This window comes from Streptomyces sp. NPDC047049 (assembly GCF_040643995.1).
Lineage (GTDB): Bacteria > Actinomycetota > Actinomycetes > Streptomycetales > Streptomycetaceae > Streptomyces > Streptomyces mooreae.
On the sequence record NZ_JBEYVM010000006.1, the window covers coordinates 33,122 to 56,514 of the forward strand.

Sequence of the window (23,393 nt, forward strand, 5' to 3'; positions counted from 1 at the left end):
TTCAGCTCCTCTTTTGGTGCGCCCGCCGCGGTGCCGGGGAGCATGTGTGGCGGGGGCCGCGTACGGCGTCAGTACGGCTCGGGGAGTCTTCGGCCGCCAGGAACGGGACACCGGTGTCACCGGCGGTCTCCGTCAGCCCCCACAGCTCGGTGTAGGACTGACGCTGCTCGGCGAAGTCCGGCATGGCGACATCGATGTGCCGCAGGTGGGTGATCAGGCTGCTGCCGTTGCCCATGGTCAACTCCCTCGGGTCGCGCAGGTCAGTTCAAGGTGCTGCCGTCGAAGCTGCGGGTCCTGGTCACAACTCCCACGCTTCGCTGGCCACTTGGCGCCGGATGGAGATTACTTCGCCGAATCCGGCCGGTCCCGACCGGATGATCACGCGGGCTCGGCCATGAGCCGGTGACCAGCCTCGGTCAGCGGATACGTTTCGCGATGGCGCTGTGCGCGTTCCAGCCCCGCGATCGCCACCGAGGTCTCCACGAGCGTTCGGCACCGCTGCCCGCGCCGTCTCACGAACGCCTCGAGCCCCGCCCCGACCGAGCTGTGCCGCCCGAGCTCTTCGGCCAGCACCAGGCCGTCCTCGATGGCCAGAGCCGCGCCGCTGGCCATCTGCGGTGCGGGCGCGTGCGCGGCGTCACCGATGACGACGCCGCTGCCCCGGTTCCAGGCGCCCGCCAGGAACGCGGTCAGCACCGGGCGGCGCACCACCGACTCCGACGCGGACACCAGAGGGAGGACTTCCGCCATCCGGCCCGGGAAGGTTTCCAGCATCTGCTGCAGGCGCGGGACGAGTTCGGCATCGGGCAGGACGCTCCGCTCCACTGCGTTCTCCGTCAGGAACACGTAGGCCTGGCTGACCGAGAGGGGCACCAGGCCGGCCGTGCCGGCCTTCCCGGCGAACTGGTGGATCCCGGTGGCCCATTGCGGGCGGGACACCAGAGCCCGCCAGACCATCTGCCCGTGATAGCCGGGCGAGGTCGCAAGGCCGAGCAGGCCCCGCGCCGATGAGCGGATCCCGTCCGCGCCCACCAACAGCGCGACCTGCCGGACCGTCCCGTCCGACAACCGCACGTGGACCAGTTCTCCCTCCTGGTCCATCGCCGTGACGGTCAGCCCGTGCCGTACGACGGCGCCGCGCCGCTCGGCTTCCGCGTGCAGGATGCGGTGCAGCACGGGGCGCGCTATGCCGGCCATCGCCGGCCGCCGCGCACCGAGCAGGCCAGGCAGCCGGGCCCGGCCCGCGGGTTCGCCGTCCACGTCCACGTGCGTGATCACGCTCATGCCGTAGCCCGCGGCCAGACAGTCGTCCGCGAGACCCAGCCCGGCCAGCGCGCGCAGTGCGGGACCGGTCAGGCACAACCCCCATCCGGAAGTCGCCCTGGACGGGCTGACCTCAGCGATCTCCACCTGCCATCCCGCGCCTGCCAGGGCGGCGGCCGCTGTCAGACCGGCGACGCCCGCCCCCACGACCATGGCTGTACGTGCACCGCGGCAGCTGTTCATGTACGCCTCCAGAGCATCTGATGTCGTCGAAACCGTAGGCTCCGTCCGCGCGCCGCCCTATCCGGATCAGGCGACGACCATCCGCTGTCCGCAAGCGACTCCCTGACCGTCCTCCTCATCGTTCCGCCTTCGCCGGCACCGACACCCCTCGGCAAGAACACCGCGCGGGACTTCGGTTGCTGCACGTCGCGACGAAAGGTGATGTCGTCGACGCAAGGGGCCGCTCAACGTGGCGACGTGACAGGTGCGGAAGGTATGGCGCGTGCACAGCGCGCTCGGCAGGCGCCCGCGGTAAGGGTGCGTACGGGGTTGCGGCGGCTGGCCGAACCGGGCAGGGCGCCCCACTCGTTCGACCCGGAGGAACTCCGACCAGGATCAAAGACATCGGGCCGAAGAGCGACCAGGTTCGCTGACGAGGAAGCCTGAACTGCGCGCCAGGTCGTCCTCTCCAACGAGGTGCCAGGGTGGGCGGTGTGTTGGTCTGTCCGGGTGATAGTCGAGTCAAGACGGTGGTGTTTTATTGCCCACTTCGGGTTAATGGTGGTGACCGATATCCGGTGGGTTGCCCATCTCTCCGGGGAGAGAGGCGACCCCTGTGGTGCGCGGATGCGTGGTACGTGTCTGCGGGTCTCTCTGTCCCGGTGTGCAAGCGGTGATCCGGCGCGTATACCGGTGCCGTGCGACACGGGCCCCGGATGGGAGTTCTCGGGCGGCCCTCTCAGCTGAGAGAGGTGTGTCATGGAACCGACTACGGGTTGGTTGGGAGCTCCGGCGGTGGCCGGCGGGTTTCGGCCGGTGGTACCGGCCGTTGGAACTCAGGTGGCCGTGCGGGGGCTTGCGGCCACGCCGTTCAGTGCGGCGTTCTCCACGGTGACGATCCCGGCGGGCACGACCCCGCTGGCGGTGGCGGTGGCGCAGAACGGCAACGTCTACGTCGGCAACGCGAATTCGGCCAACGTCACGGTGATCAACAGCACCACGAACACCGTGCTGGCCACCATCCCCGTCGGCTCAGACCCGGCCATGATCGCGGTGGCGCAGAACGGCAACGTCTACGTCACCAACCAGAGCTCGGCCAACGTGACCGTGATCGACAGCGCCACGAACACGGTCCTGGCCACCGTCCCCGTCGGCGGGGGCCCGTTCGCACTGGCGGTGGCGCCGAACGGCAACGTCTACGTCGCCAACAGCACGTCGAACAACGTGACGGTGATCAACAGCACCACGAACACCGTCGTGGCCACCGTCCCCGTCGGCGCGGTCCCGGACGCGGTGGCGGTGGCGCAGAACGGCAACGTCTACGTCGCCAACCGGAACGCGGGCACCGCGACGGTGATCAGCAGCGCCACCAACACCGTCACTACCACCCTCCCCACCGGTGGTTTCCCGGGCTATGCGGCGGTGGCGCAGAACGGCAACGTCTACATCGCCAACCAGACCTCGAACAACGTGACCGTGATCAACAGCGCCACCAACACCGTCATTGCCACCGTCCCCGCCGGCACGGTCCCGGGGGTGATCGCGATCGCGCAGAACGGCAACGTCTACGTCACCAACACCGTTTCCAACAACGTGACGGTGATCGACAGCGCCACGAACACCGTCCTGGCCACCGTCCCCACCGGCGGGGGCCCGTTCGGGGTGGCGGTGGCGCCGACCGGCAACGTCTACGTCGGCAACAGCAATTCCAACAACGTGACGGTGATCAGCAGCACCACGAACACGGTCCTGGCCACCGTCCCCGTCGGCGCGTTCCCGTTCTCGGTGGCGGCGGCGCAGAACAGCAACGTCTACGTCACCAACGCCAATTCGGCCAACGTGACGGAGATTTCGCCGCTCACGGTGACGCCCTCGCCGGCGTCGCCGGTGTGCGGGCAACCGGTGACGTTCAACATTTCCGGGGGGACTCCGAACGGGACAGCGGTGGTGGACTTCGGGGACGCCAGCCCCACGGTCACCGTCCCCCTGGACGCCACCGGGAGCGGGCAGACCACCCACACCTACACCGCCGGTATGTTCACCGCGACCGTGAACGGCAACCCCACCTCCGTCACCGTGGGCACCAACCCCACCACGACGACGCTGTCGGTGACGCCGAACCCCTCCAGCTGCGGGCAGAGCGTGACCGTGTGCGCCACGATCACCCCGGCACCAGGCACCACCTCAGTGCCGACCGGCACGGTCACCTTCACCCTCCCCAACGGCGGGACCCAGATGGTCCCCGTCAACGCATCGGGGCAGGCCTGCTTCACCACGACCGCGCTGACCACCGGCACCCTCACCGCCGCCTACGGCGGTGACAGCTGCTTCACCGGTTCGTCAGCCAGCACCCCCGTGACCGTGAACCCCACCCCCACAAAGCTGACCGCGCAGCCAGGCACGATCCGGCTCCGGCTGACCCCGCTGCCCGAGTTCTACATCCCCACCCTCAGCGCCACCCTGACGACCACCTCGGGGATGCCGCTGGCCGGTCAGCCGGTGACCTTCACCGCCACCACGCTCTTCGGCCCGGTCAACCTCGGCACCGCCATCACCGACGCCAACGGCACCGCCACCATCCACAACGCCGTCGTCCCCGTCTTCGCCATCGCCACCCCCTTCTACACCGCCACCTTCCCCGGCACTGCCTGCTACACCCCCGCCACCGCCCACGGCATCCTGCTGTTCATCCCCCTGCCGGGCTGAGCGCACCGGCTCCGAAAACCCCACGTCACTTGCCGGATGTCGCGTGGGGAGCCGGCGGGACGCCTTGGCCGGCTACGCGGAGCGGGCGGTGCCCGGCGACGGCGGCCCGCTCCCTGGCTCCCGCCTCGGCGGGAGCAGTGGTCGGGGTCTTGTCGGCCCATGAGGCGTGCTTGGCAGCAGCGGTGCGGACGTCGACGGGGAAGCAGGCGAGGGCTTTGTGGCTTTGCCGTCGAGGTGGTCGCCCCGCCCCGTGTGCGACGGGCACCGCCGTTCGCCGATCGTCCGGGAGCGCCGATCCCGGCGAGTCTCGCCTGCGTCCGTCGTGCGCATCGTTGCCGCCGGCCGGGGCGGCCCTGCCGTTCGGCCTTGCCTGTCGTCTCAAGACCGGACCTGAGGTGTGGAGGCAGTGAACTTTCGCATCGGACGGTCAGGCGGAGGCTATGTGAAGCTCAGTGTGCAGGTGCTCGGCGGTCGCGCACGGCGGATACCACCGTCAGGGCAGTCCCGACGAGGATCGGCACGATCATCGCGGTGAACAGCCAGCCGGATACCTCCGGCTCCGGCGCCGAACGCCACAGGACTGCGCAGCCGATCAGGAGCGACACGCCCACACAGGCGTTGAACGTCAACAGCGCCCGGGCGGTCCAGAGGGCGGAGGCGCGGGTGCGAGGCCGGTTGAGCGACGACCTCACGAGCCCGTTGCCGAAGGGCGCAACGTTGTCGGGGAGTTCGGCGCTTGGCGTTACCCGCAGGGTCAGCTCTGCGCAGGCGGTCAGCAGAACAGTTGCGCCGAGGTGCACGAATACGAGGACGAAGGCGCTGCCGACAGACCGGCTCGTCCAGGCGTCCACCCCATCGGTGCTGATGTGCAGCGGTATCCGGCCCGGCAGATGCGGATAGCGGACGATGCCCCAGACGGCCAGTGCGGTCAGAAGAGCGGCGTTGGGGAGGAGCCACAGGCGGACGGGAGATGAAAAGACCATGCGGCCGATTGTCCGACGAACGCGCAAGGGTGGGTACCGTTTTACCGGTGAGGGCGGCCGGAGCGTGGCGGTGGCCGGGCGGACGTCGAGGGGCGCGCCCATTACGTGCGCGGATCAAGGTGGGGGGCCGCAGTGACCCCAGCTTACCGGCCCTGCAACCGTGTGACTGGCAGTTTTCCCTCCCGAGCATCACCTCTGCAGCCGGAGCATCCTCGCGCTCCGTCATTCTTCGGGCAGCGGGTCCGCGGAAAGTGGATGAGGATGAGGTCATCAGAAGAAGCGGATGCCGTCACGCGGAGCGTCTATGACGTTCGTCGCGAGTCGCGAGTCGCGAGTCGCGAGTCGCGAGTCGCGAGACGCGAGACGCGAGACGCGAGACGCGAGACGGGAGTGCCGGAGCCGGCTCCGCGCTCGGCGTCACTTGGCACCCCGGAGTACTCAATCGGAGTTCTCATGGCCCAACAATCCACGCCTTGGGCTCAAGAGACCGAAACAAAGCACACTCGGATGAATGCCTCAGGCCGGGCTTTTCGCCCAATCGATGAGCCGAGCCCACCAGCCGCCCCTCGACCGGCCCGATGGGCCCCCCGGGGCGCCAGGAGCGGGCGTGCGTCGCGACGACCCGTCCTGTCGGGCCGGCGCCGATCCCGGTCGAGTCGCCGCCTTTACCGGGCGCGCACGCTTGCGTTCCGCAGGGTCACACATGCACCGCTGAGCGTTGGGTATGCCCATGAGTACTTGCTCCACATGCCTCCCGCAACCCGCAAAGGTCAACTTTCGGCACGACGGGCAGACGGCACGTTGGCACACGGTTTCCTCCCTTGGTTCTTCGCTTGAGATCCACGATATTCACGCCCTCACCACGCGAAACCCCAGAATTTGCAACCCCTTCAGAAACAGCTTCCTTGTGCCGGCGTGAGCCGCCCTCATGAGGTCGAATCACGACCTGAGTCACCTCGCCGGCGGTCATAAAGATCCGGCCATGAGAGGCAGGCGCCGCGTATCCGTCGCGGAGAGTATCTCACTAAGTGGTGCCAAGTGACCTGTTTGAAGAAATTCCCACAGTTGCTCGGGACATCGAAACAATGGTTGCATCTCGCCCGGTCGAGAAAGAGAGGCACAGCGCCTTATGTCATTGCCCGTCACCGCATTGCTTTTGAGACCTTCGACCGGGCGCAGCAAGGGCAGGAATCGAGAACGGCAACCACTCTCCCCGAACGGGTGGTGCGCCGGCCAGAAGGGAGCAACGTGAGTTGCTCGCATGCCACAGGATGCCCCCTTTTCCCCCTACTCAGGTCGAGCTTGCAAGGTTGGCGCGACTACTACTGCGACAGCGCAGATCGATGGCTCGGCTGTGCCCGCTACCAGATGTCACTGACCGGCGAGCGTGTGCCGATCAGCCTGCTGCCCAACGGAGCCAGCGCGCGACACCTCGAAGCCCCGGCCGAGGCGGGCCGGTCCAGCGCCACCAGCGCGGCGGCCGCCCCTCGGCAGTCCCCGCCGCCACGACACACTCCGGGGTCACCGGAGCCCGCGTCCTGGCCCCAGCCGGCACCGGCCCAGCCCCATGAGCAAGCACAGTCATGGCCTGGAACCGCGACACCGGAAGCCATGTCCCGGTTCGGAGCCACACCTCCACCAGCAGATGTCTGGCATGACCGGCCGTCACCGCCCCCACAGGACGACCGGCCTTCAGACAGCCTCGCTCGACAAGCACGGCACGCGCCCGCCCCTAAGCCCGGCTTATGGGCTCGTTTTGCCGATTGGATGAGAGGCCCCGCATGAGTACCTACTGGCCCTGGTGGGCGGGCGCTATCGGGCTCGCTCTGGTCACCGTCAATCACACCCTCATCACTGATCGGTCTCTCGGAGTGTCGGCCGCGTGGGATCGCGTGCTGCACTGGCGTCGTGAACGCGAGCTCGAACGGATGGACGAGGAGTTCGCCGACGATCAAGCTCTGGCCGAGGCGCTTGCCGCAGCCACAGCGGAGCACTTCGGCACTGGCACCGGCGCGTCCACCGTGCCGCAGGAACCGTACGAGAAGTCGCAGCCGCTCGAAGCCAACGCCGAATCGGCAGCGAGCGAGCGCACGGCAGCCACGAGCCTGCGGCCGGCCCCGCTGGTCACGCAGGCCGCCCTGCTGATGTCGATCTTCCTCGGTGGGTTCATCGCGGCGGTCACCTCCGGGCGGTTCCACCTCCGCTACGACATGGGCCCCGGCTTTCGGGACTTGGTCACCGCCGATTCGACCACCATGATCGCCATGCTGTTCGTGGGAGGTGTGCTGGTCGGCTTCGGCACTCGGCTGGCCGGTGGGTGCAGCTCCGGCCACGGACTCAGCGGCTGCGGCCGGCTGCGGCCGGTCAGCCTCGTCGCGACCGCCGTGTTCTTCGGCACCGCCGTCGCGGTGTCGTTCCTGTTGTGGAAGGTGATCTGATGCGTACTCGGGGCGCGATTCTGCTGGCCAGCATCATCACCGGACTAGTTCTCGGTTACACCGTCACCAACATCGGTTTCGGCGACTTCGCTGAGCTGAACCGCATGTTCACCTTCCAGGACCTGCGCATGTTCCTCTCCTTCGCGGGTGCTGTGGTGATCCTCGTGTGCGCGTTCGCTCTGCTGCGGGTCCGCCGCACCCCGGGACGCATCCACGCCGGAGTGATCCCCGGCGCGGTGTTGTTCGGTACGGGCTGGGCGATCTCAGGCGGGTGCCCGGCAATCCCGATCATCCAGGTCGCCAGCGGATACCTACCTGCTCTGATCACCATCGTCGGCGTCATCGTCGGTATCCGGTTGTGCCGCTGGGCCAACGCCCGGTACTTCCACCTCGACCGCGGCTCCTGCGGGCTGTGACCCAGCACCCCCACCGACACGAGCCGTGCAGCTTGGGATCCACCAGAGGGGCTGTGCGAGAGGTGAGGAATCGCCGTCGGCTGGTGCCGAACGGTGGCCTCGGCCGAAGCGGTTGGGCCGGTGGGCGCGTGGCGGGCGCCGCCGAGTGCAGTGAGCCTGGCCGCCGGCGCGTCGGCTGCCCACCCGGCGATCGCGGGCCCACTTCTTGTGCACGTCCCAAGAACCCGCGCGGCTCTCGTCATGCCACCGTCCTGCCCCGGTCAATCGCGCGCGAGGCCGGAAGCATGGCTGGGCGTGATGACGGCTTGGCCGGTGATGCGGTGGAAGCCAACGGTGTTGAAGAAGAAGCCGACGCCGCCGTTGCCCCCCGGGGCGCACGCTCACTCTCGCGTGCGTGATGGGATGGGAGCTGACCGTCCAGTCCTCCAGCGGCGGTCCGCCGTCCGGAGCCCACAGGGCAATGCGTGTGCCGGGGCGACCGTGCCGTTCTGCTGCGGCACTCTGCCCGATGCGTAGACCGCCTCCCGGGGAGCGCCGGTGTCAACGGTGACCGGTCCGCAGCCGTGTGCCGGACCGGCTTGCCGGCATAGGTTCACGTCCCTCTCCCATGCCTGGCCGCCGTCGGGGTAGGCCCGTTCGCCTTGCTCAGCGGCAGCACGACGCTCGACGCGGTCGGTTTGGGCGCGCCGAGGGTGAGGGCTGCGGCGTTGGGGGTGAGCGCCACGGTATGGCGCCGGCCGGCCCGTACGCGCCCCGCGACCCGCTGCACTTGGGGCGGCGGGCGTACCGGAACAGACACAGAGAACCCACAAGATTGCGCCTTACGGTCGCCCCGCGGCTACCTTGCAGGGCGTGCCGTCGGTGGGTGGGTGGGTGAACCGGGACGGCGTCGACAGTGAACTGCACACGATGCGGTAGCTCTGTGGTCCAGGGGCCGGACGGCCGATGGTGCTGCAACAACTGCGGGGCGAGCGGATGAGCCGCCCGCTGAGACGAAGGCGGAGCCTGAAATGTGCGCGGCGAAGCGCCCGGACCGAGTCCTGGTCGTCGATGACGACGCGATGATCCTGCGTTCCCTCGGGCGCGGCCTCCGGCTGAACGGGTTCACCGTGGCGCTCGCCGAGGACGGTCCGACGGCCCTTGCGGAACTGACGGAGCGGCCCCCGGACGTGGTCGTCCTGGACGTCTCCCTGCCGGGCGGCCTCAGCGGCACCGACATCTGCCGCACCCTGCGTGCCAACGGGGATGAGGTGCCGGTACTGATGCTGTCCGCGCTGGACGAGCTGGAGGACCGGGTCGCGGGGTTGCAGGCGGGGGCCGACGACTACCTGGTCAAGCCGTTCGCGCTCAAGGAACTGGTGCTGCGGCTGGAGGCCCTGTTGCGCCGCCGTCCGCCCGGGGCCACGGACGAGGTGCAATTCGGTGACCTCGTCCTCGACACGGCGGCCCGCGAGGTCACGTACCAGGGGGCGCCGGTCCGGCTCACCCGGCGGGAGTTCGAGCTGCTGGAGGTGCTCGCCCGCAACGCGGGGGTCGTGCTCACCCGTGACCAGTTGCTGGACCGGGTGTGGGGATACGACTTCGCCGTCCGCACCGATGCCGTCGACACCTTCGTGAGCTACCTCCGGCGCAAGCTGGAGGCCGACGGGCGACCGCGCCTGGTCCATACGGTCCGCGGCGTCGGCTTCGTCCTGCGGGCGGACGAGCGGACGGCCGGGCGGACGGAAGGCCGGGCGGGCGGATGGACGGACAGCCGGAAGGGGTCCGCACGATGAGGCTGTCGACCCGGATCGCCCTCGCGATGGGCATCGCCATGCCCCTGCTGGTCCTGGGCTCGGGGCTGCTGCTCCTGCGCCTGGTCACCCATGACGTGCACGCCGAGCAGGACGCCCATCTGCGGGAGCGGGCCGCGGTGCTGCTGCCGCTGGCCAGGGGGCTGCTGCGGACCGAGGGCAATGGACAGCCGCGGAAGGCGGCGAATCAGGAGCGGCGGCTGCTCGACGCGGGCCTCGACGTCGGGGTGCGGCTCCTCACGGCCGCGGGAAAGCCGGGGATGCCCGGCAGCGGCGGCGAGGACGCGGCCACCGGCGGCTGGCACACCACCACCGGCGGGCAGGGCACCGCCACGGGCGGGCTGAACGGGGCCTCGCGCGGGCAGAACGTGAGCCAGGGCCAGGCGGCGGCCGGGCAGGCCGCCACGCCCGTACGGCCGGCGTACCGGGTGGTGGCGCAGGCCGGCCCCCAGCCCGCCGGCACCGTGGCCCTGCCCGGCGCCGCCTCCGCCCCGGTGACCGTCCGGTCCCACGGGAAAGGCTGGCGCGCGCTGTCGGTGGAGGTGCGCGGTTCGAGCGCCCGGAACCCACGCGGCACGCTGTGGGTGTTCTCCCGCGGATCGGCCGGGAGCGACAAGATCGACACCGTACAGCGGCGCATCATCCTGGTGGCGCTGATCACCGCACCACTGACCGGGCTGCTCTCCCTGGCCATCGCCGGACGCGCCACCCGGCCGCTGCGCCGGCTTCAACACCGGGCCGGCGGGCTGGACCCCCGCACCAGTACGGCCCGTCTGGACCACACCCGGTCGCGGATCACCGAGGTGGACGACCTGGCCCGCACCCTCCAGACCGTGCTGGCCCGGTACGACGAACAGGCAGCGCGGACCCAGGAAGCGCTGGCCACCGCGCGGGCCTTCTCCGCGACCGCGTCGCACGAACTGCGCACCCCGTTGATGGGTATGCAGACCAATCTGGACATCCTCGCCGACCACCCGGACCTCGACCCCGCCGACCGTGCCGAGGTCCTGGACGACCTGCACGCCGGACAGCAGCGGCTGATGGGCACGCTGACCGCGCTCCGGGCACTCGCCCAGGGCGACTTGGTGGAGGCCGGCGCCTTCGCTCCGGTGGACCTCTCCGAGCTGGTCGCCGTGACGGTGGACGAGGTGCAGCGGCACCACCCCGGCGTCGAGCTGACCGTGCACATCGCCCCCGGGCTACGGCTGAGCGCCTGGGAGCCGGGGCTGCGGATGGCGGTGGAGAACCTGCTCCGCAACGCGGTGGTCCACGGGAGCCGGCCGGGCGTACCGGCACGGGTCGAGGCGGTACTGCGGCCGGGCGGCTCACCGGCGGAACCGGTCGCCGTGCTCACTGTGGACGACGAGGGTCCGGGCATCGTGCCGGAAGAGCGTCAGCAGGTCTTCCAGCGGTTCCACCGGCGCACGGACAGCCCGGGCTCGGGGCTGGGGCTGACCCTGGTGGCCCAGCAGATCGCGCTGCACCGCGGCACCGTGGAGATCACGGACCGGCCCACGGGGACCGGCGCCCGGTTCGAGGTGCGGCTGCCCCGCCCCGTGGACGTGGAGGCCGACACCCGGACCCTGCAACTGCCGCTGCGCCGCGTCTGGCTGAGCGAGATCCCGGCTGAGGGGTTCGCCCCGGAGTTCGTTTCGGGGGCCGGCCCTGAGCCGGCTCCCTAGGAACCTGCCGCTCACCCCTCCCGCCGCCGGGCCTCCCTGGCCACCCGCGTCGTCACCCGGCTCGCCCCCGCGGAGCACGTCACCGAGCGGAAGCGGCCGTCGACCTCGGCGACCCAGTACGCATCGGCGAGCGTGACCGCCTGGACGCACCGGCTGCTCCGCCACCCGCGGAAGGACACCCCGACGACATCGGCGCCGGGCGGCAACTGCCCCCACGCCAGCGACCAGGGCGCCGCCGGCCCGCCGCCGCGCCGGGCGCCCCTGACCGGCGAGACGCAGAGCGTGCTCACCACGGACACATCGATCAGTCCGGCCGCACTGTGCACCTCCAGCGCCGGGCGGCCCTCGGAGCCGCGCGCGAGGCGCAGCAGCCAGCCGCTCAGGGGCAGTCGCAGGGCACGCTGTCCCAGAACGGCGAGGGTGGAAGAGCTCGTACGGGAGGACTCGTCCAGCATGAGGAAATCAGCGCAGTCCACGGTGTCTCCCGGGGTTCGACGGCTCGGTGCGTGCGCTGCCGCTGACGCGGAGGCTGACGCGCAACTGACCCGGAGCGTAAGGACGTTCCTTGTGGATTCCTTGTGTCGGCGCACGTCTCCCGGGCCCCTGACTTCGGCTCCTCCACAGGACGAGGCACACCGCACCGAGTCACAAGATCCCCACAAGGAACGTCCCTACGTTCTGTGTCACCGGCCGGTCCGCCTCCACGGGAGACCGGATACGGCCGCGTCCATCCCTTTCCGGAAACCCTTCGTTTCCGGGAAGCCATTCGTTCCTGGAAGGGAGCACCACCATGCAGCGTCCCAAGACCGCAGTGGCAGGCCTGCTGACCGGACTCACCCTCGTCGGTTCCCTGCTGGCCACGGCAGGGCCGGCGAACGCGGCGAACGCCGGCAGCCCGGCCTCCGCGCCCGCCGCAACGTCCCCGAAGACCGGCCACAAGGGCCACGGCAAGAGCCTCTGTGAGCGGGTGCCCCACATCGAGAAGCGCATCAACAAGGCGCTCGACCGGCTCAACGGCGACGCGAGCACCCGCGGTTCGATCGCGCGGATGGAGGCGCGTGTGAAGAAGGCCCACTCCAAGGGCCACGACGAGGTCGCCACGTTCCTCCAGGACCGGCTCACCCACCGCAAGGAGCTGAAGCCGAACCTCACCCGGAAGCTCCGTGACCTGAAGGCCGTCGCGACCTGGTGCGAGAAGAAGAAGGACGACGCCAAGGGCGGCAGCGGCTCATGAGGCGGCGTTCCCGGCGGATCGCGCTGCTGCTGACGGCGGCGGTCGCGGTCCCGGTCCTGGCGGCCACCGGCTGTTCGGGAGACTCCGGCCAGGCGTCCTCTGGGGCCTCCGCGGGCAGCGGTGCGTCGTCCTCGGCGCCACAGGGGTCCTCCGGTTCGTCCGGTTCATCCGCTGAGGAAACGGAGATGGAGAAGAAGATCCAGGACGCCGAGAAGGCGGCGGACGACGCCGACGCCGACGCGGCCGAGGATCCTCAGTGAGGAGCCGATGATGGAGGCGGGGGCATCCGTGGACTCTCCCCCCGGCCCGCACACCGCGGAAGTGCGCCGGCTGGGCGGCCGGTACGAGCTGGGCGACCGGCTCGGCCGGGGCGGCACCGCCGAGGTCCACGCCGCGCACGACCTGCGGCTCGGCCGCGGCGTCGCGGTCAAGACCCTGCGGTCCGACCGGGTCGGGGACCCGGAGTCGCTGGCGCGCTTCAGGAGCGAGGCGCGCTCGGCGGCGTCGCTCAACCACCCGTCGATCGTCGCGGTCTACGACACCGACGAGGACATGGTGGACGGCACGTTCGTTCCGTACATCGTGATGGAACGGGTCGACGGGGCGACCTTCGCGGACCTGCTGCACGACCGGCACCGGCTCCCGCCCGCCAGGGCACTGGAGTTGACCGCCGGAGTGCTGAAGGCGCTGGCGCACGCGCATCACAGCGGCATCGTCCACAGCGACATCAAACCCGCCAATGTGATGCTCACCCACGACGGTGCCGTCAAGGTGACGGACTTCGGCATCGCGCGGCTCGTGGTGGTGCAGGGGGCGGACCTGCCTCCGGACACCACGGTCGTCGGCACTCCCCCGTACCTCTCCCCGGAGCAGGCTCGGGGAGAGGCCGTGGGTGCCCCCGCCGACCTCTATTCCACCGGCTGCCTGTTGTACGAGTTGCTGACGGGGCGTCCGCCGTTCCTCGGTGAGGGCGTGATGGACCTGGTACTCCAGCATGTGGAGGCCACCCCGGAGCCCCCGTCGGCCCATGTGCCACAGCTGCCTCCCGAGTGCGATGCGCTCGTGCTCCGGGCACTGAACAAGGAGCCCACGGACCGCCCGCCGAACGCCGAGGCGATGCTCGGCACCGTCGAGCGGATCCTGAGCGGCCTCACCTCCGGGCACTCGGACCAGGAGGCGGCGTTCGGTGAGCCGGCGGACGCGGGCGGACCTCCTGGCCCGCCCGCGTCGAGCCTGCACACGGACCCGACGCTGGTGTTCCCCGCCCCGGATCCGCCCGTCCGGGGCGACCGGGGGCGCCGCTCCCGGCCGGACCGGCGCCGGTCCGGCCGGACGGCCGGGCTGCTGGTGGGCGCCCGGCTGGCCGCAGTGGCCGGCGCATACGCCCTCACGGTCCCGGGCAGCGGGGAGCCGGACGCCATCGCAGCGAACTCCGAGGCGTCCGGCACCGCGAGCCCGGCCTCCCCGGCACCGGACGAGTCGCCGGAACAGGAGCCCGGCCGGCAGTCGGCGGACGAGCAGGCGGACGGCCGGCAGCCGAAGGGCGAGCGGGCCGGCCTGGGCAGGGCCCGGGTTCCCGCCCTCGTCGGCAGCACGCTGCCGCAGGCGCGGGCCGCCGCCGAGCGAGCGGGGCTCCGGGTGACGGTCAAGCGTCTACCGGGCCGGCACTGCCCGGAGGGGCCCGCCGAGCCGGGCACCGTGTGCGCGCAGACGCCGGGGCCGGGCGCCGACGTCGCCCGCGGGTCCACGATCCGGGTCAGGGCGCCGGAGGGCCGCCCCCGCGCTCACCACCGCCCGGCACGCCCATGACCTGACCGCACCTCAGGTCCACGGAACCGCAGAACCACCGCACCGCACACCCGCAGAAACAACGCCGCCAGGGCCGGAATGATGAAGGGCCCCCGCCTCGAATAAGGCAGGGACCCTTGTGTGGAGCGCCCGGCAGGCCTTGCACCTGCATTTCCCGCCGGCTGGCGGACGTCTTTCCTTGGACCACAGACGCGTGACTCCGTGCTGTGCACCGAAGCTGCATCATGATCATACAGGGTTGTCCGGCCTGTCATGCCCGCGCGTCCGCCTCAGCGGCCGACCTGGCGGGAGCGCGCGGGGTGCAGCTCACCTCCGCTCGTGCGAGGACGTCGACTCGCGCGAGGAACACCACCTCGCGCGATCTGAGCACGGAAGGAGCCAGCTGGCGGATTGATCTTTGTGGTGCTTCTTTGGAGGAGCTGGGTGGGGTGAGGGGTGGCTTCTCGGGAGCGTCGGCGGCGTGAGGGTGGGCTCGCACGGAAGTGGATCGATGTTGATGTTCCAGTCAAGTCCGCCGCCGGTGTCGGCCGCGGCTTGGACGTGCCGGAGGAGCATCTCCCGAGTGCCGCCGGCCGGCCACAGCACATGCCGCTTGTGGACCGTCTTCCACGGGCCGAAGCGTTCGGGAAGCTCCCGCCACTGCACCCGGTGCCGAGCCGGTGGAGCCGCGCCGTTCAGGCGTGGGGGAGTGCGTGCCGGGACAGCACACCTAGGGGCGGGGCGTGTCCTCCCATGGTTCGGTCGGGCGAGCGCGGCACGATGCCGTCGCCGGCGACCCCCGCGCTGTTCCGCGGGCGCCGCGCGCCCCTTAGGACGGGAAACCGCTTCAGCAGGCCATAGGCGCAACGTCACTGGCCCAGGCGCGGAGGGTGCTGATTGAGCTGACCGGTCAGGAGCACTCACCAGCCTGGACCGAGCCGAGCAAGCGCCGGACGGACTCCGGAAGGCGACGCGGCCCCCCTCACAGGCTTCATCCATCCCCTTCTGCCGCGCATGCGGGTTCTGCTGCGCATGCGGGCGAGGCCGGGAGACGCGCTTGCGGCTGCATCGGCCGCAGGAGAGGCCTTCCTGGCGGCCCGTGGGCAGCACTCCGCAGTCCTGCCCTGACAGTCCGAGGCCGCGCTATGCTTGCATCGGCTGGGCCGGGAAGAGGAAGCCCAGCCGCCGGTGCTGAGGGAACTGCGACTGGCCCGCGAATGGGGTGCGCCCCTGGAAGACCTACTTTCCGGCCGCGGTGAACGAGTCCGACGATGCGCAAGACGCGGCTGACGTTCTGCGGAGCCGCCTTGGACGCGGTTCACGAGGGCGAGAGCGGCGTATTTCACCCCGAACTGCTCCGCTCCATCGCCGACGCAAACAACGGCTGGGCACATGCGCCAGAGCTGTCATCCGGCGCGAGCCGAAGCAGTCACCCGTGACCGAGCCTTCGACGTGCAGTTCCGGCCCGATGGCACCAGAACCGGCGATCCACAGGCCGTAGCCCGGCGTCCGTGCTCAGTGATTCCCCGTATGCATAACGAGAAGGGGCCGCCCGAAGTGAACCGATCAAGCTCGGGAAATGCCTTGACTGCCAGGTGCTGGTCCCAAGAGCGCCCTGCCACCACCTGGGCGGCAGTCTGATCGGAGGACGAAAGCATGCCAACTACACCCGTGCTGAATCCGCAGGTCGTGCTGGAGCTGGTGGACTCGCTCGAAGCTCCGTTCGTCATAGAGCTCGTCAACACGTTCTTGGAAGATTCTCCCGAACTGATCGACGAGATCCACCAGGGGATCCAGGACAACGAGACGGAACAGGTACACCGTGCCGCGCACACGCTGAAATCGTTCAGCAAGACTTTCGGGCTCGAGCAGCTGGGGGCGTTGTGCCAGGGGCTGGAGAAACTCTCAGCACACGGCGAACTGTCCGAGAGCACGAAGTCGGCCGCAAAGGACACCGAAGCCGCCTACCGTCCCGCTCGACAGGCTCTGGCAGACCTTCGACAGGAGCTCGTCCCCGTGACGGCGCCCGGCAGCCGGCCGCGGGAGAGCTGATCGCGGGAGGAGGGCGATGAAGAGCCGCCACGCCGCGGTGACCGGCGAGGGCCCGGATGAACCTGGGGCGCACCCGCGGATAACGTACGAGATACCGCGCGGAGAAAGACGTCTACGGTGCAGGCTACGGATATGGCATAAACTCGCCGCTATCTGGTGGCGTTTATGCTCCCTCTGATACTCGCAACTTTCTTCCTCCTGAATCAGCAGAACTCAGGGATCAGTTTTGCTCGCGCTTAATTGGCGGGGGTGCAGTACCTGCGCCCCTGAGCGCTCCGATCCAGTTCGCCGACCTGCTGCACCGGTCACTGGTTGGATACTCTGGGAATCGGCGCATGGCACCTGGCTCATTCGGGTGTGAGAGCCGGCTGCACGCCGACATCGACGAGAGACGCCCAGCTACACACTGAGATCGACGAGAGACGCCAGGGTGTCCTGTCGGAGGAGTGGTGGCGATGAAGCGTTCTGTGCGGCGGCGGGTGAGTGTGTCGCTCCGAACGCTCGTGCGTGTTTTCGTCGTGGTCAATGCCCTCTTGCTTGCCGTTGTGCTTACCCTGAGCGTGGTCGCTGTGCAGAGCATGCAGGGCGCTGAACGGGCCGAGAGCCGGCGGTCGGAATCGCTGCGCCTGGCCGACGAACTGCGCCAGACCTCCGATGATCTGACCCGCATGGCAAGGACGTACGCGGTCACCGGAGAGTCACGCTACCGGGACTACTTCGCCGAGATCCTGGCCATCCGTGACGGCAGAGCCCCGCGCCCCAAGCAGTACGACCGTGTCTACTGGGACGTGATCACCGACACCGGACGGCCGCCCACTTCCTCTGGACCGGCCGTCAGCTTCGATACGCTGGCCGCGCGGGCAGGGTTCACCGGTGAAGAGTTGAGCCTGCTCAAGACGGCCCGGTCGCGCTCCGACGCTCTGGCACGACTCGAAGAGACAGCCTTCGCCGAGATCGACAGGACCGCTGGAACGTCGAGGGCAGCTACCGGCCGGGACAGGGCTGCCGCACTGCTCTTCAGTGCGGATTACCATCGCGCCAAGGCTCGGATCATGCAACCGATAGGGCGCGTGTTCGATCTGGTCGACGTGCGTACACACCGAGAAACCGCGCAGGCTGTCGGCCGGGCGACGGCATACTCGTCGGCAGCGGTCGGCGTCGCACTGGTGATGCTGTGCGGTATGGGGGTCGTCGCGGTTGTGGCGCGGCGAGCGATCATCCGTCCGGTCGGCATGCTCGACCACGCTACCGCGCGCATCGCCGAGGGCGACTTGCGCGTACGTGCGCCGGTCGGGGGCATGAGCGAGATCAGCTCACTCGCCACGCGCTTCAACGGCATGGCTGAGCGGGTGCGGCTGCGAACCGGAGAGCTCGAGCTGCTTCAGCGCGTCGCGGCCACCGCCAACGAGGCCGCTGACCTGACTGAGGCGACGCAGGTTGTCCTCGACCTTGTCTGTGGTTACACCGGCTGGCAGGTGGGCCATGCATACTGGCTCGCCCCCGATGGGGCACGAGCCGAGGGCGCCGAGCTGGTCCCCTCGCGGGTCTGGCACTCCGCTGACTCTGCTGAGCTTCGAGCCTTCCGGCAGGCGAGGGAAGCCAGCCCGCTGACCCCGGGAGAGGGGTTGCCCGGACGTGTATTTGCCAGCGGCAAGGCTGCGTGGATCGTTGATGTGACCGAGGACCCTGAATTCTCCCGCGTCGGACATGTGGACGGCATCGGTGTGCATGCCGCCATGGGATTCCCCGTGCTGGTGGGTGACGAAGTCGTCGCCGTGCTGGAGTTCTTCTCGTTCCGGTCGGCCGAGCCCGACGGGGCATTGCTCGACCTGATGGGAAACATAGGCGCGCAGCTGGGCCGGGTCGTGGACCGTATGCGTGCAGAGACTGCGGCACGCAACGTCAATTTGTTGCTGGAATCGACCGCAGAAGGTATCTACGCTACCGATCTCCAGGGAATGTCCACGTTCGTCAACAGGGCCGCAGCCGAAATGCTGGGATACGAGCCCGACTCCCTGGTCGGCAAGCACATGCACGAGCTGTGCAGCCACACCCACCGCAACGGTCTTCCGTGCTCGGTCGAGGACTGTCCGATCTGTGCGGCGTATCGGACCGGTCGTGGGCGCCAGACCGAGGGGGAGATGTTCAGGCGACGCGATGGAACCCTCTTTCCGGTCGCTTTCACCTCCTACCCGATCAGGGAGAAGGGGGAGGTCCGCGGGGCGGTTGTCACCTTCTCCGACGTCACAGCCCGGCGACGTGCCGAGGAGGCGCTGCAGCAGGCGAAGGAGGCAGCCGAGAGCGCCAACAACGCCAAGAGTGCATTCCTGGCGACAATGAGCCATGAGATCCGCACCCCGATGAACGCGATCATCGGCATGACCGGACTGCTGCTCGACACGGAGCTCGACCACGAGCAGCGCGACTTTGCCGGCGTCGTCCGTGAGAGCGCGGAGGCCCTGCTCGCGCTGATCAACGACATCCTCGACTTCTCGAAGATCGAGGCCGGCAAACTCAAGCTTGAGCACGAGCCGTTCCATGTCGCCGAGTGCGTTGAGGCCACGCTCGAACTCGTGGCCGCCGAGGCGGCCGCGAAGAACATCGAGTTGGCCTGCCTGGTTGACCCGGACGCGCCCGAGGGCATGGTGGGTGACGTCACCCGCCTCCGGCAGGTGCTGCTCAATCTGCTGAGTAACGCGGTGAAATTCACCGAACGAGGCGAGGTAGTGGTCACGGTCGACGCCGAGCCTCTGGCGGCTGCCGACGACGGGTCGGCCACGTCCCCGCGGTGCCGATGGCACTTCGCCGTGCGGGATACAGGGATCGGCATCCCGCCCCATCGAATCGAAGGATTGTTCGATTTGTTCAGCCAGGTCGATGTCTCCACGACCCGCCGCTACGGGGGCACCGGTCTTGGCCTGGCCATCTCAAAGCGCCTGTGCGAACTCATGGGCGGGACGATCTTCGTATCCAGTCGGCAAGGTGAGGGCTCGACGTTCCGCTTCACCGTTGAGGGTGGGACCGCAGACGTCCGCCGGCGCGGCCCCGTGCCAGAGGTAAGGCCGGAGCTGGCGGGAAAACGGGTGCTCGTCATCGACGGAAGTGCGGTCAACCGTCAGATCCTGATGACACAGATGGCGGCGTGGGGCATGCAGCCGATCACCGCCGATTCACCGGCCGAAGCGGTCGAGTGGCTTTCGGCCGGAGCCCGCTTCGACCTCGGAATCCTTGACACAAAGATGCCGGAGAGGAATGGCCCTACCCTCACCGAAACCATCCAGGCGACCCAGCAGCATCACTCCATCCCGCTCATCATGCTGACTTCGCTCGGTCAGCAGCGCAACGACCTCCCCGACTCCCGGATAGCCGCCTACCTGACGAAGCCGATCAGGCCGTCCCAGCTCTTCGACAGCATCATCAGCGTGTTCACAGGGCAGTTGGCCGGTGCTGTTTCTGCCGTGGAGCGCGCGTCCGGACTGCAGCGGGGCGCGCCCCAGGGCACTTTGCGGATCCTCGTCGCAGAAGACCACGCGATCAATCAGCGGCTGGCAATACTGTTGCTGGACAAACTCGGATACCGAGCCGATGTCGCGAGCACTGGTCTGGAGGCATTGGCGGCGCTCGAACGTCAACCCTACGACGTGATTCTCATGGACGTGCAGATGCCGGAGATGGACGGCCTGGAGGCGACCCAGCGCATCCGCTTGCGTTGGCCGGGCGAGGGCCGCCCCTACATCGTCGCGGTCACCGCCAACGCGATGGAGGGCGATCGGGGCCCTTGCATCGAAGCCGGAATGGATGACTACCTCACCAAGCCCATCAATCTCAAGGAACTGGGCAAAGCCCTCGCCCGCTGTGCACACCGGGGCGAGCGCCCTCGTGGACCTCGATGACGCCCGGACAACACGGCGAATTCGCGGCCCGGCCGGCCTCGGTCCACGGTCACCGGCGTCCGCAACTCCCCGTCGCCGTCAGGACAAGGGCTCCCTTGTAGGGGGCGAGTTCCGATGTCCTCTTCTGGTCGGGGATCTCCAACGCTGCGAGAGCCGCGTGCCATTCACCCGACCTGAGGGCAATCGTTTCCGGCTTGACCCGGCCCAACTTCCAGCCTCGTTGCTGCAGCCGTCGAGCGGCCAGCTGGGCATCCCGCATCGTGAGGACCCGGCCGGACAGGCGCCTCGCCGACACCATGCAGGCACCGGGAGCCAGCCGGGGGTTCAAGTCTGTGTAGGTCCCGAGATCCTGGCCGGCGACACGCAGATCTGCGGTGACCTCGGCGCGTGTCTTGTCAGTGCTTGGAGACGGTGACGCCGTGGCGCGCTGCGGCGAAGGCCTCGTGGGCGTGGTGGTGGGTGTGCTCGGCGAGCACCCGGATAACGCCACGACAGCCACCGCACAAGCAACTGCCAAAAAACCCAACCGTCTCATCTGCCCCCCCGGAACGCGGTGTCTTGCACCGCACCAACAACCGGTCTGAAGTGTGCCACCGTCTCTGGTCGCAGAGGTGCTGTCTCAGGGGATCGCACAGGGCAACGACACCCCCAGAGCAGCGATTGCTCGACTTGCCGCAATATGTCGCCGAGTTCCGGGAGCCATGGTGCCGGCGTCGTGCTCACCGCGCATCGATGACGAACCCCTTCGCGGCAGCCCTGGCTGGATTGTGGCTGGACAGTTGATATGGGCCGCCGGAGCATGGCGCGCAGGCGCGAGGCATTCAGGGGAGGACCGTCGGCATGGGCTTGAATGATGGAGAAGAGCCAGGCGGCCAGCGGCCCTGGCAGCGGTCGCGCGCTAGCGGTAACCCGGGGGCGGCTGGGCCTGGAGGTCCCAGTGGGCCCAGGGACCTCAGCCAGGGGCGGATCCCCTCAGGGGGGCGGATGCCACAGCCGGTAAAGAGCCTTCGCGTGTTGATGATGATCCTGGGCGGTATGCAGGCCGTCCTCGGAGTTGCTCTGCTGACCAACAGCGTGGCCATCGCCACAGCCATCTGGGGCGAGGGCGACGCCTCGACCCCGTGCTGCACCACGCCCGGTGAGGCTCACTCCGGGAACATCGTATTCGCCGGAGTGCTCGTGCTTGCGGTTGCTGCATGGGGCGTCACTACCGCTTTGAAGTTCCCCACGCGCCACCCGAATCTGCGCGTCTCCGCCTTCGCCTACGGTTGGACGGCGCTGCCCTTCACCCTGGCATTCTTCGAAGTGGCACCCATTCTGGGTCTGATCTGGCTCGTGCCGGCCATCCTGGCAATCGTCCGCCCTAACCAGCCGGAAAGCCGTGCTTGGTTCGGTCATCAGCCCCTCTGAGGCGGGACCAGCGCAGCGGAACCTGGGCACCTGTTACGCGGCCTGAGAGATTCCGCGGGTAGAGGGCCAGGCGTCATGGTCGGCGGCCCGGCCGTGTGTCCCAGCGTTGGCTGGCTGGTCCAGGCTTCCCGGATGAGGCGTCGGATCACGATGATCGCGGTCATCCACGCGAGCAGTGCGTTGATGACGACCGCCCGACGTTCCGTGCAGGACGGTGAAGTTGAAGCCGCGGCCGTACCAGGAGTTGGTGCGCTCGACGACCCAGCGGCGAGTGTGGTTGATCGGGATCACGACGCCCCTGGACTGGATCCGCCACTCGCACGACTGGTACCTGCTGTGAGCCGCCATCGGCCCGTTGATGCTGAGGCTGAGATGTCATGGGGCAGTCGGCCTCAGCACGCGGGGCGGGTGGACGTGGAGGTGCCCGGCTTCTGCCTCGCAGCCGCGGTCGCGGAGTGCGTGAGCCAGGGTTTCGCTGCGTCCAGCCGCCCTTGCGCACAGCCGCACGTATCCTCCGAGCCGTGACACCGATATATGTGCTGGACGGTACGCAGATCAGAACGCTGGAAGACTTCTGGCGAGCGATCGGCGAAGCGATCAACGGTCCCGGGGGCTACTTCGGTCGAAACCTCGACGCTTTCGCCGACTGCCTCAGCGGTGGCTTCGGGACGCCCGACGACGATGACTATGTGGTTGCGTGGCGCGACCACCAGGTATCTCGCGAGCATCTCGGCCATTCGGAGACTGCTCGCCAGTTGGAGATCCGGTTGTCCCGCTGTCACCCCACGAACCGGCCTTCGGTCAGCGCCGACCTTGCCGCAGCGAGAGAAGAGCGCGGAACCACTGTCTTTGATTGGCTGCTCGAGATCTTCGACGATCGAGCTCCTGGTGTCCTGCGACTCCGGTGACGGGCCATGAGGACGCCTTGTTCGGCACGCGGGGGAGGCGGACGTGGAGGCGCTCGACCTCGACGTTGTGGCCGCGCTCGCGAAGTGCTCGGGCAAGATGACGGCCGCCGCGGCAGTGGACGTGGTCGTCGTCAGCCCTGGTGGGCTCGCAACGTTGTCTTGGACGGGAAGGGAAGCTCCCGGGCTTCCAGGGTCATCATCGGCCCTGGAGGGCTCGTAACGCGGGGGCGGCCGACCAGTCCGTTACCTGTCCTGGCTGATGGACCACCGGGCCGAGTTCGGGCACCTGGTCCGCGACCAGCTCGGCGCCACGGCCGCGTCCCAGGTGCTGTGGAGCGCCCCGAGGCTGATCTGCGTGGCCGGCGACTTCACCCGCTACGACCTCCACGCCGTGCGCGAGCACCGGCGCAGCATCGACCTCGTCCGCTACGGTCTCTTCGGCCACGACTACATCGGCCTTGAGACCGTGGCCTCGCACACCGGGCAGACGGCCCCACTTACGGCGACTCGGCGTCGCGCGGCCGGCGTGCCGAGCACTCGACGGCAGACAGGGCGCTGACGGACCTGGCTGCGGCGGTCGACGAGGCACTGCTCGGCTTCGGGGA

At 69.0% G+C, this 23,393-nt stretch carries 18 protein-coding genes and 1 pseudogene; 14 read left to right on the top strand and 5 right to left on the bottom strand.

The features are described 5' to 3' along the window. Nucleotide 1: 1 nt before the first annotated feature. Both ABZ851_RS16565 and ABZ851_RS16570 read right to left on the bottom strand, forming a co-directional pair. Nucleotides 2–235 (bottom strand): hypothetical protein, encoded by a 234-nt coding sequence (locus ABZ851_RS16565; protein WP_361127480.1) that lies wholly within the window; start codon nucleotides 233–235, stop codon nucleotides 2–4. Nucleotides 236–378: 143 nt separating this feature from the next. Continuing rightward, nucleotides 379–1,506: an FAD-dependent monooxygenase gene (locus ABZ851_RS16570; RefSeq protein ID WP_361127483.1), complete on the bottom strand. Its 1,128-nt coding sequence runs from the start codon at nucleotides 1,504–1,506 to the stop codon at nucleotides 379–381. Nucleotides 1,507–2,325: 819 nt separating this feature from the next. Between ABZ851_RS16570 and ABZ851_RS16575 the strand changes: the two genes are divergently transcribed. Further along, nucleotides 2,326–4,191, top strand: coding sequence for an Ig-like domain repeat protein (locus ABZ851_RS16575; RefSeq protein WP_361127486.1), 1,866 nt, complete (start codon nucleotides 2,326–2,328; stop codon nucleotides 4,189–4,191). 449 nt (nucleotides 4,192–4,640) lie between these two features. On the opposite strand, the gene ABZ851_RS16580 is transcribed toward ABZ851_RS16575, so the two are convergent. After that, nucleotides 4,641–5,174 carry a DUF1648 domain-containing protein gene (locus ABZ851_RS16580; RefSeq protein ID WP_361127489.1) on the bottom strand — a complete coding sequence of 178 codons (534 nt, stop codon included), beginning with the start codon at nucleotides 5,172–5,174 and terminating at the stop codon, nucleotides 4,641–4,643. 1,781 nt (nucleotides 5,175–6,955) lie between these two features. Between ABZ851_RS16580 and ABZ851_RS16585 the strand changes: the two genes are divergently transcribed. The 4 genes from ABZ851_RS16585 (at nucleotide 6,956) to ABZ851_RS16600 (ending at nucleotide 11,503) form a co-directional block, all read left to right on the top strand. Beyond that, nucleotides 6,956–7,612, top strand: a complete 657-nt coding sequence (locus ABZ851_RS16585; protein ID WP_361127492.1) for a YeeE/YedE thiosulfate transporter family protein — start codon at nucleotides 6,956–6,958, stop codon at nucleotides 7,610–7,612. Then, a complete protein-coding gene (locus ABZ851_RS16590; protein ID WP_361127495.1) occupies nucleotides 7,612–8,028 on the top strand; it encodes a YeeE/YedE thiosulfate transporter family protein in 417 nt (138 codons plus the stop codon). Before ABZ851_RS16585 ends, ABZ851_RS16590 begins: the two co-directional genes overlap by 1 nt. A 1,010-nt stretch (nucleotides 8,029–9,038) precedes the next feature. Continuing rightward, nucleotides 9,039–9,803, top strand: a complete 765-nt coding sequence (locus ABZ851_RS16595; RefSeq protein WP_361127498.1) for a response regulator transcription factor — start codon at nucleotides 9,039–9,041, stop codon at nucleotides 9,801–9,803. Beyond that, nucleotides 9,800–11,503: a HAMP domain-containing sensor histidine kinase gene (locus ABZ851_RS16600; RefSeq protein WP_361127501.1), complete on the top strand. Its 1,704-nt coding sequence runs from the start codon at nucleotides 9,800–9,802 to the stop codon at nucleotides 11,501–11,503. Before ABZ851_RS16595 ends, ABZ851_RS16600 begins: the two co-directional genes overlap by 4 nt. 11 nt (nucleotides 11,504–11,514) lie before the next feature. On the opposite strand, the gene ABZ851_RS16605 is transcribed toward ABZ851_RS16600, so the two are convergent. After that, nucleotides 11,515–11,979, bottom strand: coding sequence for a hypothetical protein (locus tag ABZ851_RS16605; protein WP_361127504.1), 465 nt, complete (start codon nucleotides 11,977–11,979; stop codon nucleotides 11,515–11,517). Nucleotides 11,980–12,293: 314 nt separating this feature from the next. Here ABZ851_RS16605 and ABZ851_RS16610 point away from each other — a divergent pair, with 314 nt between their 5' ends. The 6 genes from ABZ851_RS16610 (at nucleotide 12,294) to ABZ851_RS16635 (ending at nucleotide 21,880) form a co-directional block, all read left to right on the top strand. Next, entirely contained in the window at nucleotides 12,294–12,737 is a 444-nt protein-coding gene (locus ABZ851_RS16610; protein ID WP_361127507.1) for a hypothetical protein, read from the top strand. Next, nucleotides 12,734–12,997: a hypothetical protein gene (locus ABZ851_RS16615; RefSeq protein ID WP_361127510.1), complete on the top strand. Its 264-nt coding sequence runs from the start codon at nucleotides 12,734–12,736 to the stop codon at nucleotides 12,995–12,997. The genes ABZ851_RS16610 and ABZ851_RS16615 overlap by 4 nt, the downstream gene beginning before the upstream one ends. Before the next feature lie 28 nt (nucleotides 12,998–13,025). Further along, nucleotides 13,026–14,546 (top strand): protein kinase, encoded by a 1,521-nt coding sequence (locus tag ABZ851_RS16620; RefSeq protein ID WP_361127513.1) that lies wholly within the window; start codon nucleotides 13,026–13,028, stop codon nucleotides 14,544–14,546. A 1,635-nt stretch (nucleotides 14,547–16,181) separates the two neighbouring features. Continuing rightward, nucleotides 16,182–16,577: an Hpt domain-containing protein gene (locus ABZ851_RS16625; RefSeq protein ID WP_361127516.1), complete on the top strand. Its 396-nt coding sequence runs from the start codon at nucleotides 16,182–16,184 to the stop codon at nucleotides 16,575–16,577. Between the two features lie 455 nt (nucleotides 16,578–17,032). Further along, nucleotides 17,033–20,470, top strand: a complete 3,438-nt coding sequence (locus ABZ851_RS16630) for a response regulator (protein ID WP_361127519.1) — start codon at nucleotides 17,033–17,035, stop codon at nucleotides 20,468–20,470. Nucleotides 20,471–21,481: 1,011 nt separating this feature from the next. Then, entirely contained in the window at nucleotides 21,482–21,880 is a 399-nt protein-coding gene (locus tag ABZ851_RS16635) for a hypothetical protein (protein WP_361127522.1), read from the top strand. A gap of 73 nt (nucleotides 21,881–21,953) precedes the next feature. Here the strand turns inward: ABZ851_RS16635 and ABZ851_RS16640 are convergent. After that, nucleotides 21,954–22,147 (bottom strand): annotated as a pseudogene (locus tag ABZ851_RS16640) (IS5/IS1182 family transposase); the annotation flags it as partial. Here ABZ851_RS16640 and ABZ851_RS16645 point away from each other — a divergent pair. The 3 genes from ABZ851_RS16645 to ABZ851_RS16655 all read left to right on the top strand — a co-directional run bounded on the left by ABZ851_RS16645 (nucleotide 22,095) and on the right by ABZ851_RS16655 (nucleotide 23,347). Beyond that, nucleotides 22,095–22,220 carry a hypothetical protein gene (locus ABZ851_RS16645; RefSeq protein WP_361128272.1) on the top strand — a complete coding sequence of 42 codons (126 nt, stop codon included), beginning with the start codon at nucleotides 22,095–22,097 and terminating at the stop codon, nucleotides 22,218–22,220. The pseudogene ABZ851_RS16640 and the gene ABZ851_RS16645 sit on opposite strands and share 53 nt — an antisense overlap. 181 nt (nucleotides 22,221–22,401) lie before the next feature. Continuing rightward, nucleotides 22,402–22,788, top strand: a complete 387-nt coding sequence (locus ABZ851_RS16650) for a barstar family protein (RefSeq protein ID WP_361127525.1) — start codon at nucleotides 22,402–22,404, stop codon at nucleotides 22,786–22,788. Nucleotides 22,789–23,047: 259 nt separating this feature from the next. Continuing rightward, complete coding sequence (locus ABZ851_RS16655) at nucleotides 23,048–23,347, top strand: hypothetical protein (RefSeq protein WP_361127528.1); 300 nt, start codon at nucleotides 23,048–23,050, stop codon at nucleotides 23,345–23,347. The last annotated feature ends 46 nt before the right edge of the window (nucleotides 23,348–23,393 follow it).